Raw genomic sequence first — 13,963 nt, forward strand, 5'->3', positions numbered from 1 at the left:
GGCTGATAAAAAGTGCTGAAAGGTAGAATAGAAGCGCTCTATTCGCCCGAACGGCTGATAAAAGTTGCTGAAAGGTAGAATAGAAGCGCTCTATCCACCCGAACAGCTCAGAATAATTGCCATAAGGTCGAATAGAGGGCCTCTATATCCCCGAACAGCTGATAAAAGTTGCCGAAAGGTAGAATAGAAGCACTTTATTCGCCCGAACGGCTGAGAAAAAATACTGAAAGGTAGAATAGAAACCCTTCGAATGGTCGAAAAATCGTGACGCTACAGTTAATTAAAATCAAGAGCTGCTTAAATGAATAAGCAGCCCTTAAAAAATTTTATTTATCCTCTACACTAGCGATTTCAATAATTCCTTCCGCACCGGAGTCTTGTTTCCCATCTTTTAAGATTTTTACATATTGATCGTCTTTCAAGTTGGTGAAGACGATTGGTGTAACTGTGGATGGTGCTTTTTCTTTGATGACTTGAAGGTCTGCCGTTAACAATGCATCGCCTTGGGTCACTTGATCCCCTTCTGTAACCAGCTGCTCGAAGCCTTCTCCGTTTAAGTTGACGGTATCTAAACCGACATGAATGAGTACTTCATAACCTTCTTTTGATTCGATACCAATTGCGTGCTTTGTCGGGAATACTGTAACGATTGTTCCATCAACTGGTGAGACGATTTTTCCGTCATTTGGTTCAATGGCAAACCCATCGCCCATCATTTTTTGTGAAAATACTTCGTCGTCAACGTCTGTAATCGGAATAATACGTCCAGTCACCGGCATGGCAAAGTTCAACGGTTGATTTATTTCAGCCATTTCAGCTTTTTGACTGGATGGTGTTCGTCCTTTACGATTAGTCTATCACAAGGGATTAATATGAATTACCCTTTTCTGAATTTTAATAATAAATCATTTATTAAAAATAAAATTTCAAAATATTAAGTTGAAAATTGATATATTATTTTATACAATATATATATTACTTAGCTTAGGTGAAAGTTTAAGAAATGTTATGTAAGGGCTTTCATTTTAAGTAGGAAGGTATGAATATGGATATGCTAACGAAGCTAACGACAGAAAGACAAAACCCAAAATCTTTGGAACTCGATCAAATGCCGGTCAGTGAGATTCTTCAGTTAATGAATGAAGAGGATCGGTTCGTTGCTGATGCGGTTGCCAAAGAGCTACCTTCAATCGAGCAAGTGATTGAAAAAGTTCGCGAAAGTTTTCAACAAGGAGGGAGGTTATTTTACGTTGGTGCTGGGACGAGCGGACGGATTGGAATTTTAGATTCGGTTGAATGCCCACCAACATTCAGTACCCCGCCTGAACAGGTGCAAGCGGTCATGGCTGGCGGTGAACAAGCGTTTCTCGTCGCAGTAGAGGGTGCTGAGGACGAAGAAGTGACAGGTAGAGATGATCTGTCTCAAAGAAACTTGACTGAAAACGACGTCGTGATTGGCATCGCAGCAAGCGGTCGCACACCTTATGTCATCGGTGCTTTGAAATTCGCTCAAGAAATTGGAGCAACAGCGGTCAGTCTCTCGAGTAATAAAAATAGTGAAATCAGTGAATATGTCGATTACGCTATTGAAGTGGAAACAGGACCGGAAGTTTTGACTGGTTCGACTCGGTTAAAAGCAGCTACAGCCCACAAAATGGTATTGAACATGATTTCAACCATTTCTATGGTGAAGGTGGGGAAGGCTTATAAAAATTATATGATTGACGTAAAGGCGTCTAACCATAAACTTCGCGAGCGTGCAAAATTAATCGTGGCAGAAGCCGCTGATGTCCCATATGAAGAGGCGGAAGCTGTTTTACAAGAAACGGAATTTCAAGTAAAGCCGGCCATCGTGATGATTATGACGGACCAACCTTATGAATCTGTCAAACTCGCATTGAAGACGTCGAATGGATTCGTTAAAGAAGCGATTCAACAATTGCTAAAACAGTAGACGGTTCTGATTTGGCTAACCTGTCTAAATATAGAGACCTTTAATGATAGGATACAGTTGCTTCAAATAATTGTGAGTAAGTACTTAGTTTAAGGAGAGATTACATGTTATCTCCATCGATCATTCAAGAATTTGAACAGTTATGCGGGAAAGAGAACGTCCAGCACTCAAACGCTTCGAAGCTCGCTAATTCATATGATGCGACAGCAAATTTTCAAGCGTTGCCGGACTTGGTCGTCTCCCCTCGGAATACAGAGGAAGTATCCGGGATTGTAAAGCTTTGTCAAAAACATGAAATTCCGATCGTTCCTCGTGGATCTGGAACGAATTTGGCTGCAGGTACGACTCCGACAAAGGGCGGTGTCGTTCTTTTATTTCGACATATGAATCAAATACTCGAGCTTGATGAAGAGAATTTGACGGTGACCGTCCAGCCAGGGGTGATTACGGACGAACTGCATGCGTTTGTAGAAGAAAAGGGAATGTTTTACCCGCCTGATCCGAGCTCTGGAAAAATCTCGACCCTTGGTGGCAATATCAGTGAAAATTCAGGTGGATTGCGTGGCTTGAAATATGGTGTAACAAAGGATTATGTGTTGGCACTAGAAGTCGTCTTGCCAAATGGAGAAATCATCCGAACTGGCGGGAAGCTAGCGAAAGACGTTGCGGGATATGACTTAACGAGCTTGATGGTTGGATCAGAAGGCACTCTTGGTATTGTAACAGCAGCGACGTTAAAACTCGTTCCGAAGCCTACCCATAATCAAACGTTATTAGCTGTGTTTGATTCATTGGAAAAGGCGGCCGAGACGGTTTCTGCGATTATCGCTGCCAAGATTATACCGGCCACACTCGAATTTATGGACCAAGGGACCATTCAAGTCGTGGAAGGCTATAAACAAATTGGATTGCCACTTGATGCGGAAGCGATTTTGTTAATTGAGCAGGATGGACCTGAAGAGATTGTCGCATCTGACATGGCGACTGTTTTAACCATCTGTGAAAAATACGGAGCACGAGAAATTTCCAAGGCAAAAAATGAGCAGGAAGCAGAAGATTTACGCCGCGCTCGAAAGGATGCACTGTCTTGCTTGGCGCAATTGACACCGACGACGATGCTCGAGGATGCAACGGTTCCGCGTTCCGAAATCGCGCCGATGGTTCGTGAAATTATCCGGATTGCTGAGAAATATGACGTTCGGATTCATACATTCGGTCATGCAGGGGATGGAAACTTGCACCCGACCGCAGTGACGGACGCGCGAGATAAAGATGAGATGAAACGTGTGGAGGATGCTTTTGCGGAGATTTTCGAAACAGCCGTCAACATGGGCGGAACGATTACCGGTGAGCACGGTGTTGGCGAAATGAAATCTTCCTATCTGGAATGGAAGGTCGGTCCAAGTGGATTGGCTGTCATGCAAGCGATCAAACAGGCCATCGATCCGAATAACATCATGAATCCTGGAAAGATGTTTGCGAAGTCAACGAGAAAACGGGTGGTGGTTCACGATGGCTGAAGCCCAATTGCACGTTCGGATCCAAGAAGGATTTCAGCAGGAAGTGGAAGAAGAGAAGTTGCTCGATTGCATGCGTTGTGGATTTTGCTTGCCAGCTTGTCCGACTTATTTGCATTCAAATTTTGACGAAACCCAGTCACCACGTGGGCGCATCGCTTTGATGAAAGCTGTCCGAGATGGAATGCTTCCTTTTGATGATTCGATTGAAGAATCGCTTGATTTATGTTTAGGCTGCCGTGCTTGTGAACCTGCTTGTCCGGCTGGTGTCGAGTATGGGTCATTGTTGGAAAGTGCGCGAAATGTCATTCAACGGGAAAAAAAGCATTCAGTGAAGGAAAAGGCTGCCCGATATGGAGCGTTCAAGCATTTATTTAGAAATCAGCGGACGATGGAGCGGGCGACAGGATTCATTCGTTTTTATCAAAAATCAGGAATCCAAGCGTTAACGCGCAAGACCGGAATTCTTTCGTTGTTTCCTTCGATTATGAAAGACATGGAAGCGATTTTGCCAATTTTAGATAAGAGCCGGATTAAAAAAGGGCATACGTATGAAAGTACAAAGAGAACGACGAAAATCGCCTTCTTTACGGGTTGTATGATGGATACGATTTTTTCCCAAACGAACCAGTCAACAGTCAAGCTGTTGCAACAATTAGGCTGTGATGTTTGGGTGCCAGAAAATCAAGTGTGCTGTGGTGCGTTGCAAGGGCATAGCGGAGAGCTTGATTTGGCACGAGAAAATGCGATTCGAAATATCGAAGCTTTTCTTGCTCAAGACGTGGATTATATTGTCAATAACGCAGGTGGCTGCGGAGCGTTTTTATCTGAATACGATCACTTACTGAAAGATCATCCAGAACTGTTGGAAAAAGCTAAGGCTTTTTCCGAAAAAACGATTGATATATCCACATTAATTGAAAAACTAGGCGTAACCGGACGTTCATTGAAATTAAAAGACGGCCGCCAAGCGATTCTTACTTATCAAGATTCTTGCCATTTACGTAACGTCAATAGGGTTGTCGATGAACCGCGAGCAATCATGCAATCAATTGATGGAGCGACGTATGTAGAACTACCTACCGCTGATCAATGTTGTGGCTCGGCAGGAATTTATAACTTGATTCATACCGAAATGTCAATGCGCATACTCGATTCAAAAATGGACGATGTCAAAGCAACCGAAGCACAATTTTTACTGACCTCGAATCCAGGATGTCTTTTACAAATGAAGCTCGGTATCGAGAAAGCCGGACTGTCCGATCAGATGGAGGCCATGCACCTTGTCGATTTCTTAGCTGAGTATGTTGATGTGGAGTGATAAGTGGAGATAACTTGTCACGGGGCTCATATATTTCAAAGTTGGGTCCATATATTTCTGCGACGGTCGTATAAATCTCTAGAAAGGGCGCATAACTGCATCATGTCGGCACATAATCATTGCAAGATGGCACATATTTTCAGATGTAGGTCACATAAATCCTGTAAGTGCTTCATTGGATCTACAAAAAATAAGCAGGGATCATATTATTTGGATGTGGTCACATAAAAATTCGAACTGGTCGTATAAATTTCACCAAAGAGTGCATATCCCAGTGACATTGGCACATTTCCTTGCCAAGTGGGTATATATATTCTGACCAAGGTTGCATAAATCCAAAACTCTCATGATGAAAAAAGACAGGACCCAAAAACTGGGTCTTGTCTTTTCTTCTATGTCCGATTCCAAAACCGTTGCTGGGCGATAGCTGAAATAAAGTCTTCCCCGAAATCGAGGTTGTTTTCAGCAAAAACGACACCGGCAAGATTGTTTTGTTCGGTAGCTTGAATGTAATAGTCAGCGCCGATTGCGACTCCGATTGGCTTGTATCTACGATAGGCTTCGTTGACGTAATGCATAATCTCTTGGTCGAATTTTCCTTGGTTATTCGCTTCTCCACCGACGACATAAAGCGCGTCGTATAAGACGGGATAAGTGGTTGATAATGTTTCATTCACTTTGATTCTCGTTCCATCCGAACCGACGGCCGGGTTTAATGTTTCACCGATTACGTCAAAGAAAACACCATGTTGTTCAAATAAGTCGGTCACATATCGAACTTCATCGCAATTAAATCCATTGCCGATTAAGATTGCGACTTTTTGTGTGTAGGCATAGTGTGGTGTGTTCGCTTGACTGATTGCCGGTGAGCTACCGGTAACAGGGACGTGTGATTTCTTCGGTGGATGGACTCCGATTGCTTCTGCGATTTTGGTTGCCATACCTTGATCAACATTTGCCCACATTTCGATATTTTGTTCCCGAACAGATTTACTTTCTACATGTGTGAGATGGAAAATAAACGTGTCGACAAGATCTTGTTTTTCCACCGGTGATAAGCTGTTCCAGAAAAAGCGTGCCTGGGAAAAGAAGTCTTCAAACGATTTGCTAGGAACTTCTCGTGTGACGTGTCCATCGACTTTTTCAGGATAATGTACATAACCACCTTCTTCCCAGGTGGCTTCAGACGGCGTATTGCCAGCAAGGGAGTTATTATGATAATCTACTTCATCGACATCAATGCGGTGCCGCTGGTAGCTGTCTCTTAAATTATAATTTTTCGGGACAATCGGTTTGTTGACAGGAATGTCTTCGATGTTCGCAGAGTGCTGCCGATATAGTTCGGTATCACGGTAGGCAATCGCTCGACCTTGTAGAACTGGGTCATTCGTAAAATCGATTCCAGGAACAAGATTACTAGGATTGAATACGGACTGTTCTTCTTCAGCAAAGAAATTATCGACCAGTCGATTTAATGTTAGTTTTCCGACTTTTTCTACAGGAATGACTTCTTCCGGCCATAGTTTCGTATCATCGAGGATGTCAAAGTCATAATCGAACTGCTTTTCTTCTTCGATTAGTTGAATGCCTAAGTCATATTCCGGATAGGCGCCTTTTTCAATCGCTTCGATTAAGTCATGCCGGTGGTAATCCGGGTCGACACCGCCAATAATATTGGCCTCATCCAGTAACAATGAATGTACGCCGAGACGGGGAATCCATTTGAACCGGACGAATGTCTGCTTGCCTTCTTCGTTAATGAACCGGAATGTATTGATTGGCCAGCCGTCCATCATGCGCCAGCTTCTTGGTCGGCCACGCATCGACATAAGCCACATGACCATATGTGCGGATTCTTGATTGTTCGCAACATAATCCCAAAAACTATCATGGGCGGTCGTCGCTTGAGGGACATGTGTTTTTGGATTTGGCTTGGCCGCATGTGTAACGTCCATAAATTTCATCGCATCGGCTAAAATAAATACAGGGAATTGCAGGGCGAGCATGTCATAGTTTCCTTCTTGAGTATAAAATTTCGTCGCAAAGCCGCGAATGTCAATTGCTGTATCTTTTGAGCCTTTGCTTCCGATAAAACTTGAAAAACGAACAAAGACAGGGGTTTTACAGCCGGCTTCTTGTAAAAAATGCATTTTCGTTACATGTTTCAGTGATTTGTATGTTTCAAACTCTCCGTATACACCAAACCCTCTAGCATGAACTACTTTCTCAGGAATACGTTCCCGGTTGAAATGTGTTTGTTTTTTATAAAAATGGAAATCCTGCAGCAACGTCGGCCCTCGTTTTCCAGCTCGGAGTGTTTGTTCGTCGTTTGATATTTTTTTGCCACTTTCATCGGTCATTTTCTTACCCGGACCTGTATTTTTGTGCTTGTATTTATTCAGCTGTTCTTGTTTTGCATCTCGGCTTTCTGATTGGCGATCTTTATCCTTATCCACTGAATCACCTTTCTTCACAAAATATTTTCATCCATTGAAATCATATGCCTTGCAAATGGGCTTTATTCGACGAACTTCCTCGACGATTTTTATGTTGGAATTGTGCTTTTGACGGCAAACTTATATACTGAATGAGCAAACATTAGTACAAATCAAGGAGTGGTTTGTTTTCATGACATCAAAAGAAAAAGTCATCTTGGATTGTGATCCAGGTCATGATGATGCGATTTCAATTATTTTAGCAACGTTACACGAGAAGGTTGACATTGTCGGCATTACAACGGTCGGCGGGAATGTCAGCGTAGAAAAAACAACGAAAAATGCGTTGAATATTTGTGACTTGGTTGGATTAAATGTGCCGGTTGCCATCGGAGCCAATCGTGCGCTCACGAAGCCACTTTCGGTAGCTGAATCCATTCATGGTGAATCTGGATTGGATGGACCTGAACTACCTGAAGAACCGACACTTAATCCAATCGATCAGCATGCGGTTGATTTCATTATTGAAAAATTGCTCGAGTCAGACGGAGACATTAAGCTTGTACCGACTGGCCCGCTTACGAATATCGCTTTAGCAATGATTAAAGAGCCAAAAATCATTCCGAAAATCAGTGAGATTGTTTTAATGGGTGGAGGCACATTTGGAAACTGGACGCCGGCAGCAGAGTTTAATATTTGGGTAGATGCGGAAGCGGCTAAAGTCGTTTACGAGAGCGGAGTTCCGATTCGGATGTTTGGCTTGGATGTGACACATCAGGCGTTAGCAACGAAAGAGGTTACGAAGCGTCTTCAGACAATTAACAACGATGTAGCTGATTTTGTAGTGGAACTTTTAGATTTCTTCATTCACACATATAAAGAAGTTTTTGATTTCGATGGTGGACCGGTCCATGATGCTTGTACGATTGCTTATTTGATTGACCCTAGCTTGTTTACGTTCAAGCATGTTCACGTTGATATTGAAACAAAGGGTGAGTTTACATACGGAATGACGTGTGTAGATTTATTGGAAACGACAGGTAAGGAGCCGAATGTTTATTTTGCTGATGCATTAGATGTGGATCGGTTCTGGGACTTGTTTGACGAGACATTGCAGAAGTTTTAAATCGAAAGGAGGGAATCTCATGAATGTTCTTGTGATTGGGAGCATTAATATGGACTTGGTTTTAAGTGTGAAAGAAATCGTTAAGCCTGGGGAAACGACGTCTAGCACGTCATATACGACGAATTTCGGTGGGAAAGGTTCAAACCAGGCGGTAGCTTGCCGTCATTTAGGTGCGGATGTTTCTTTCATCGGAAGTGTCGGTGCGGATGAGTTTGGCGAAGCGATTTTGGCCAACTATGATGAGTTAGGCATTGAATCATCGGGAATCGCAAAGGAAGGGCAGACGGGCATTGCGATGATTCAAGTGAATGAAGCTGGTGAAAACTCAATCGTGCTCGTTCCAGGGGCAAACCATCAAGTATCGAAAACAGATATCGATCGTCATCGCCCGTTAATCGAAGCATGTGACGTTGTGTTAATGCAGCTCGAAATTCCGATAGATACTGTTGGATATGCGATTCATCAGGCGAAAGCATTAAATAAAAAGGTTGTCTTGAACCCAGCGCCAGCCAATGAGCTTTCACGAGAAGCCCTTCGTCAAGTCGATTTATTGACACCGAATGAGATCGAATTGGCAGGCTTGTCGGGTCTGCCTGTCCATGATTTGGAGCATGCTGAAGCTGCTGCGAAAATGCTTCTGAATGAAGGTGTCGGGGAGATTGTCGTCACATTAGGACGTCAAGGTTCGCTATTAGTGACGAAAGAGGAAAGCTTTTATTTAGAAGCGGAAGAAGTAAAAGTCGTTGATACGACAGGCGCGGGTGATGCCTATAATGCAGCATTGGTGACAGGATTGAGTAATGGGATGCCGATTAAACAAGCGATGAAGCTTGCGACATTGGTAGCGGGCTATACGGTCAGTGTTAAAGGAGCGCAGCCGAAGCTTCCATCTATGAGCTACTTTTTGAAACAGGTGGAAAATGACTAAAAACAAATCTGTTATCAGTGTTTCACTTTTATTGCTGCTCAGTTTGTTATGGGGATCTTCGTTTTTGTTTACGAAGATTCTCGTTGAAGACCTTCACCCGGTCAGCCTAATCTTTATTCGCTGTTTATTCGGACTAGTGATGTTGGGGCCGATTCTTTATTTTAAACGGATCTCAATTAAACGAAAATTGACGTTTACGTTTGTCAGCTCTCTCAGTCTCGCGGCAGGTATTCCTTGGATGTTGATGGCTTTTTCATTAGTGTCTTTACATAGCTCGGTAAGTGGCATTTTGAATTCATTTACATCGATTTTTACGTTTGTGCTATCATTGATTTTTTTGAAAGTTAAACCGCTTGCCAACCAACTAGTTAGCCTTGTGCTTGGGATGCTCGCATTGATCATCTTATTTCTCGACACACTTCAAGTAGACGCATTTGGCTTCTTCAGTGTTGGTTTAATGCTGACGTGTACGCTTTGTTATGCGACAAATTCCATTATTGCAGGGCGGTATTTCCAAGGAATTTCACCGTTCGTACTAGGTTTTTATACGTTATTATTCGGTATGATCATTAATGGCATTCCGACGATATTCATTCAGCCGGAAGTGTTTCTGCTGCTCGCATCTTGGGAAATCCTAATTCCAGTAGCCATTCTTGGATTTTTAAGTTCTGGTCTTGGGTACGTTATTTTTTATCAATTAATTGAAAACGGCGGTCCCGTTTATGCGACGTTTGTGACCTTTTTGATTCCATTCGTCTCTGTATTACTTGGCGTCGTTGTATTGAATGAACCATTTCGAGTTTACATGATTATTGGCGGTGTTATGATTTTCTTCGCACTTGTTGCGATGAATTGGCATCTGTTTAGGAGAAGAAAAATCAAAGTCACCTAAAGTTTTAGAATCAAAAAGGAGGGACGGGTGCATGACATTTTTATTAGGCATCTGGGATTATCTACTTGTTTTCCTTTTGGCTGCTGTTCCGTGGTTTGAAATCGGGTTAATTATTCCTGTCAGCATCCTTGCTGGAATGAATGCTTTTTGGGTGGCGATTTTAGCGTTTTCAGGAAATTTGTTAACGGTCTATTTGTTGATTATCTTTTTTGATCGATTAAAAGGATGGTTTCTTCGAAAGAAAAAGAAAGAACAAAACGATCAGGAAGATGCAGGTCGCTATGCAAGAGCGAACCGTATGTGGGAAAAGTATGGTGTGTCTGGTTTGCTACTCGCCGGACCACTCATAACCGGATCGCATATTGCAGCAGGAGCGGCGATTTTATTCGGAGCTGCCAAAAGACGCGCGCTTTATTGGTCAACGATTAGTCTGGGGCTTTGGACGATCGTTTTTACAGTTGCCTCGATTTACGGTATTGGGTGGTTCACTGATATCAATCTTTAATGAGGAAGATTACCGATAAAAGCAGGATTTTCGGCGATTTTGACGAATTAAGACAATAGATGGATTTTAATCGGAAGAATGGACAGGGACATCGTTTCGATCGATGATGACGACATAGATGGAAGGTGGGAGATGATGAATAAACCAGTGACCGTTATTGGTATGAACGAAGTTGGATTAGCAACCGCTGCTGACTTAACAGCGCGAGGTTTTGCAGTCACATTATTTAATTCTGGATTAGATGATCACTTGTTGAAAAATAAAGAGAGCGGGATTTACTTTAATAATGAATGGGTTTTCCCGGAGCCAGTAACTTCTGATGTAGAAGAAGCTCTATTTGCTTCGTCGCTCGTTTTGATTACGGAGTCGGTGAATCATATTGAACTTTTAGCTGAGATGTGCGCGCCTTATTTAACAGACAATCATCGTGTTGTCTTTCTTGGCCATGGTTCACTTGCCAGTATTCGATGGACTCGACGTTTAAAGGAGTTAGATGTCGAAGCGAATATATTAGTCGGTGAAACGCATCTACCGCCTTATGAAACAAAATATAATGAAGATACAACGGAAGTAGAGTTACTTTTACGAACAAAAAAACTCTTGTTCTCAACATATCCTGTGGCGGACAATGATGAATTTTTTCGAGGAATGCGTTCAGTTTATCCAAGCATTGAAAAAGCGACAAACAGTTGGGAAGTACTTTTGAATAATTTACTCCCTGAAACAGTGGTTGCACCGTTATTATCAAACCTAGCGAAATTCGATCAAGATGATGCGCATTTTCAAGTATATCTAGACGGGCTTTCCCCTTCAGTTGTGAACGTCATTCAAGAGGTCGATCAAGAAAGACAGAAAATATGCCGGGCGTTAGGACTTGAAGCAAAGAACCTTGAAAGGCGTCTAGTAGAGACAGGCTATGCGAGGCCACTAAATGAATTGATGGAGCAGCTTAAGGAAAGTGATGTACTTAAGAAAAAATCAATCGTTGCATCGGATGAAAACGCTCAATTGATGGAAGGGCTACATTTTGCTATCGTTCCATGGATCGAATTAGCGAATATGCTTGAGCTTGAAACACCTACGCTTAATGCATTGTTACATATCGGTTCTGTTTCTCTCGATCGCTTGCTTGTTCAAGAAGGGTTGACCCTTGATAAAATTGGTTTCTTTAATGAAACAGCAGATTCATTAATAGCAGCCGTTCAAGAAACCTCAGAACAAGAAAATGATGAAGAAACAGATGAACCACAGCTTTTAAAATGATAAATGATGATAAGCACTGACTCCGGTCGGTGCTTTTTTTGTGTGCAAAGGGAGAAGCTGGCGAAGGAATATAGAAGGCGTGTTCAGTAATGTTGATGATTCGTAGATTAATGTTGAAGAAGCGCGAAAACACTGAAGCCGCGCAGATTAACGCTGAAGGATTGCAAATAAACACTGAAGCTCCACAGATTAACACTGAAGAATCGCAAGTTAACGCTGAAGAAATACAGAGAAACATCGAAGCAGAATGTAGTAAAAATGTTTCTTTTCTACTGAACTTGTCAACTAGATGTGTAGGAGATGTTCGTAGAAAGTGGTGAGTCCATGAAAAAATTGCTGGCGAAAATGAAAAGTCAATTCGTGTTCATCATATCGGCAATCGTCATTTTTGTTTTAGTCGTTTGGGGCATAATCGGCCCTCGTTCAATGGAAACTATCACAACAACGTTGATGGATGGTATGACGAAGCATCTTGGTTGGTTTTATGTAGCTGTAACAGCTTTTTATGTAGGGTTTTGTATTTATTTAGGAGTTGGACCTTACCGTAAGATGAAACTAGGGAAGAAAAACGATCAGCCGGAGTATTCTTATTTTGCTTGGATTGGCCTATTATTTGCGGCAGGAATGGGTGTCGGTCTAGTGTTTTGGGGATTTGCCGAGCCGCTTTCACACTACATTACTGCACCAGGTGCCTCCACCGAACCGGAAACGGAAGAAGCCGTTAGACATGGCCTGTTATTGGGCGTTTTCCATTGGGGATTTCAGCCATGGGCGATTTATGCCGTCGTCGCACTCGGATTAGCTTTTGCGAAGTTTAGAAAAAATCTACCGGGGTTGATCAGCTCAACATTTTACCCATTAATCGGAAATCGAGTACATGGTTGGCAAGGTAAAACGATTGATATCATTGCCATTATCGCTACAACGGTTGGTATTGCTACATCTTTCGGACTGAGTACGATGCAATTTGGAAAAGGCTTATCCGAAGTGTTTTCATTACCAGATAATAATTGGATGATGGTCGGAATCGTTGTCGTTATAACAGCTATTTTCCTTACTTCTGCTTTAACGGGTTTAAATAAAGGGATGAAATACTTAAGTATCGGCAACCTCTGGTTATCAGCGGTTGTATTGATTGCCGTTCTGTTAGTTGGCCCGACGGTGTTTTTACTTGAGCATTTGTTGAAAACGATTGGTGATTATGGAGCCAATATTTTTCAATACACATTTAACACGACACCTTATTCTTCCGATAATCAATGGATGGGTGATTGGACATTGTTTTATTGGGCTTGGATTATTTCATGGAGCCCTTTCGTCGGCACGTTTATTGCACGCGTTTCGAAAGGCCGCACCCTCGGTGAATTTATGTTCGGTGTACTCGTCGTACCAACAGCGTTGACTATTGTTTGGTTTGTCATTATGGGAGGCACCGGATTGCATATGGAATTAACCGGACAAGCAAGTTTCGCTGAAGAAATTAAAAGGACACCGGAAGTCGGTTTGTTCCGTGTGTTCGAACAACTTCCAATGGGTCAGATTTTATCTGTCCTTGGATTAATCTTAATCGGTATCTTTTTTATCACTTCAGCAAATTCAGCTACGTATGTGCTTGGTGTATTTTCGGAATCAGGTCGTTTGAACCCAGGGAAAAAAGTTTTAATGACTTGAGGATTATTGATTTCAGGAATTGCGACGGTATTGTTGTTAAGTGGAGGTATACAAGGACTGCAAGCGATTGCAACAATTACAGCTTTTCCATTCGGGATTATCATTGTCTTTATGATCGTTGGCATCATCCGATCACTGCGTCAAGAAGGTCGACAAGAGCAACAGGTTGAAGAAAAAGAAGATTGGTAAAGATGTGGAGCGCATGCAGTTGTTAGGAGGCATGCGCTTTTATCGTCAGTTAGGCGGTGTTTATCGACAGTCAGCGCGCTGTTATCGTAAGCGTCAAATAAACCGCACTCTAGTTTGAGTGCGGTTTGTGAGTTAAACTAATATTTGATTTAATTCTTCACT

The 13,963-nt window shown here is 42.4% G+C and carries 11 protein-coding genes and 1 pseudogene; 10 read left to right on the forward strand and 2 right to left on the reverse strand.

The window, feature by feature from the left end:
* Nucleotides 1-326: 326 nt before the first annotated feature.
* A complete protein-coding gene (locus tag FPQ13_RS12250) occupies nucleotides 327-812 on the reverse strand; it encodes a PTS sugar transporter subunit IIA (RefSeq protein ID WP_144089612.1) in 486 nt (161 codons plus the stop codon).
* 239 nt (nucleotides 813-1,051) lie between these two features.
* Between FPQ13_RS12250 and murQ the strand changes: the two genes are divergently transcribed.
* The 3 genes from murQ to FPQ13_RS12265 all read left to right on the forward strand — a co-directional run bounded on the left by murQ (nucleotide 1,052) and on the right by FPQ13_RS12265 (nucleotide 4,792).
* Nucleotides 1,052-1,954, forward strand: coding sequence for an N-acetylmuramic acid 6-phosphate etherase (murQ, locus tag FPQ13_RS12255; RefSeq protein WP_377863237.1), 903 nt, complete (start codon nucleotides 1,052-1,054; stop codon nucleotides 1,952-1,954).
* A gap of 104 nt (nucleotides 1,955-2,058) precedes the next feature.
* A complete protein-coding gene (gene glcD, locus FPQ13_RS12260) occupies nucleotides 2,059-3,474 on the forward strand; it encodes a glycolate oxidase subunit GlcD (RefSeq protein WP_144089614.1) in 1,416 nt (471 codons plus the stop codon).
* The gene (locus tag FPQ13_RS12265; RefSeq protein WP_144089615.1) at nucleotides 3,467-4,792 is read left to right on the forward strand and encodes a (Fe-S)-binding protein; all 1,326 of its coding nucleotides are present in this window, start codon (nucleotides 3,467-3,469) and stop codon (nucleotides 4,790-4,792) included. The genes glcD and FPQ13_RS12265 overlap by 8 nt, the downstream gene beginning before the upstream one ends.
* 392 nt (nucleotides 4,793-5,184) lie before the next feature.
* On the opposite strand, the gene FPQ13_RS12270 is transcribed toward FPQ13_RS12265, so the two are convergent.
* The gene (locus tag FPQ13_RS12270; protein WP_246065519.1) at nucleotides 5,185-7,266 is read right to left on the reverse strand and encodes a catalase; all 2,082 of its coding nucleotides are present in this window, start codon (nucleotides 7,264-7,266) and stop codon (nucleotides 5,185-5,187) included.
* Between the two features lie 154 nt (nucleotides 7,267-7,420).
* On the opposite strand from FPQ13_RS12270, the gene FPQ13_RS12275 reads away from it, so the two are divergent.
* The 7 genes and pseudogenes from FPQ13_RS12275 (at nucleotide 7,421) to FPQ13_RS12305 (ending at nucleotide 13,801) form a co-directional block, all read left to right on the forward strand.
* Complete coding sequence (locus tag FPQ13_RS12275; RefSeq protein WP_144089616.1) at nucleotides 7,421-8,353, forward strand: nucleoside hydrolase; 933 nt, start codon at nucleotides 7,421-7,423, stop codon at nucleotides 8,351-8,353.
* A gap of 19 nt (nucleotides 8,354-8,372) precedes the next feature.
* Complete coding sequence (gene rbsK / locus FPQ13_RS12280; RefSeq protein ID WP_144089617.1) at nucleotides 8,373-9,281, forward strand: ribokinase; 909 nt, start codon at nucleotides 8,373-8,375, stop codon at nucleotides 9,279-9,281.
* A complete protein-coding gene (locus FPQ13_RS12285) occupies nucleotides 9,274-10,173 on the forward strand; it encodes a DMT family transporter (protein ID WP_144089618.1) in 900 nt (299 codons plus the stop codon). Before rbsK ends, FPQ13_RS12285 begins: the two co-directional genes overlap by 8 nt.
* Before the next feature lie 31 nt (nucleotides 10,174-10,204).
* A complete protein-coding gene (locus FPQ13_RS12290) occupies nucleotides 10,205-10,678 on the forward strand; it encodes a small multi-drug export protein (protein ID WP_144089619.1) in 474 nt (157 codons plus the stop codon).
* 135 nt (nucleotides 10,679-10,813) lie between these two features.
* Complete coding sequence (locus FPQ13_RS12295; protein WP_186279679.1) at nucleotides 10,814-11,941, forward strand: NAD/NADP octopine/nopaline dehydrogenase family protein; 1,128 nt, start codon at nucleotides 10,814-10,816, stop codon at nucleotides 11,939-11,941.
* An 89-nt stretch (nucleotides 11,942-12,030) separates the two neighbouring features.
* The gene (locus FPQ13_RS12300) at nucleotides 12,031-12,261 is read left to right on the forward strand and encodes a hypothetical protein (RefSeq protein ID WP_144089621.1); all 231 of its coding nucleotides are present in this window, start codon (nucleotides 12,031-12,033) and stop codon (nucleotides 12,259-12,261) included.
* 25 nt (nucleotides 12,262-12,286) lie between these two features.
* Nucleotides 12,287-13,801 (forward strand): annotated as a pseudogene (locus tag FPQ13_RS12305) (BCCT family transporter).
* Nucleotides 13,802-13,963: the final 162 nt, after the last annotated feature.

It is taken from the genome of Allobacillus salarius (assembly GCF_007559425.1).
GTDB lineage: Bacteria > Bacillota > Bacilli > Bacillales > Alkalibacillaceae > Allobacillus > Allobacillus salarius.

Bases quoted from the DNA above. Each gene is read 5' to 3' on its own strand.
- FPQ13_RS12250 (WP_144089612.1), bottom strand. From the start codon at position 812: ATGGCTGAAATAAATCAACCGTTGAACTTTGCCATGCCGGTGACTGGA.
- murQ (WP_377863237.1), top strand. From the start codon at position 1,052: ATGCTAACGAAGCTAACGACAGAAAGACAAAACCCAAAATCTTTGGAA.
- glcD (WP_144089614.1), top strand. From the start codon at position 2,059: ATGTTATCTCCATCGATCATTCAAGAATTTGAACAGTTATGCGGGAAA.
- FPQ13_RS12265 (WP_144089615.1), top strand. From the start codon at position 3,467: ATGGCTGAAGCCCAATTGCACGTTCGGATCCAAGAAGGATTTCAGCAG.
- FPQ13_RS12275 (WP_144089616.1), top strand. From the start codon at position 7,421: ATGACATCAAAAGAAAAAGTCATCTTGGATTGTGATCCAGGTCATGAT.
- rbsK (WP_144089617.1), top strand. From the start codon at position 8,373: ATGAATGTTCTTGTGATTGGGAGCATTAATATGGACTTGGTTTTAAGT.
- FPQ13_RS12285 (WP_144089618.1), top strand. From the start codon at position 9,274: ATGACTAAAAACAAATCTGTTATCAGTGTTTCACTTTTATTGCTGCTC.
- FPQ13_RS12290 (WP_144089619.1), top strand. From the start codon at position 10,205: ATGACATTTTTATTAGGCATCTGGGATTATCTACTTGTTTTCCTTTTG.
- FPQ13_RS12295 (WP_186279679.1), top strand. From the start codon at position 10,814: ATGAATAAACCAGTGACCGTTATTGGTATGAACGAAGTTGGATTAGCA.
- FPQ13_RS12300 (WP_144089621.1), top strand. From the start codon at position 12,031: ATGTTGATGATTCGTAGATTAATGTTGAAGAAGCGCGAAAACACTGAA.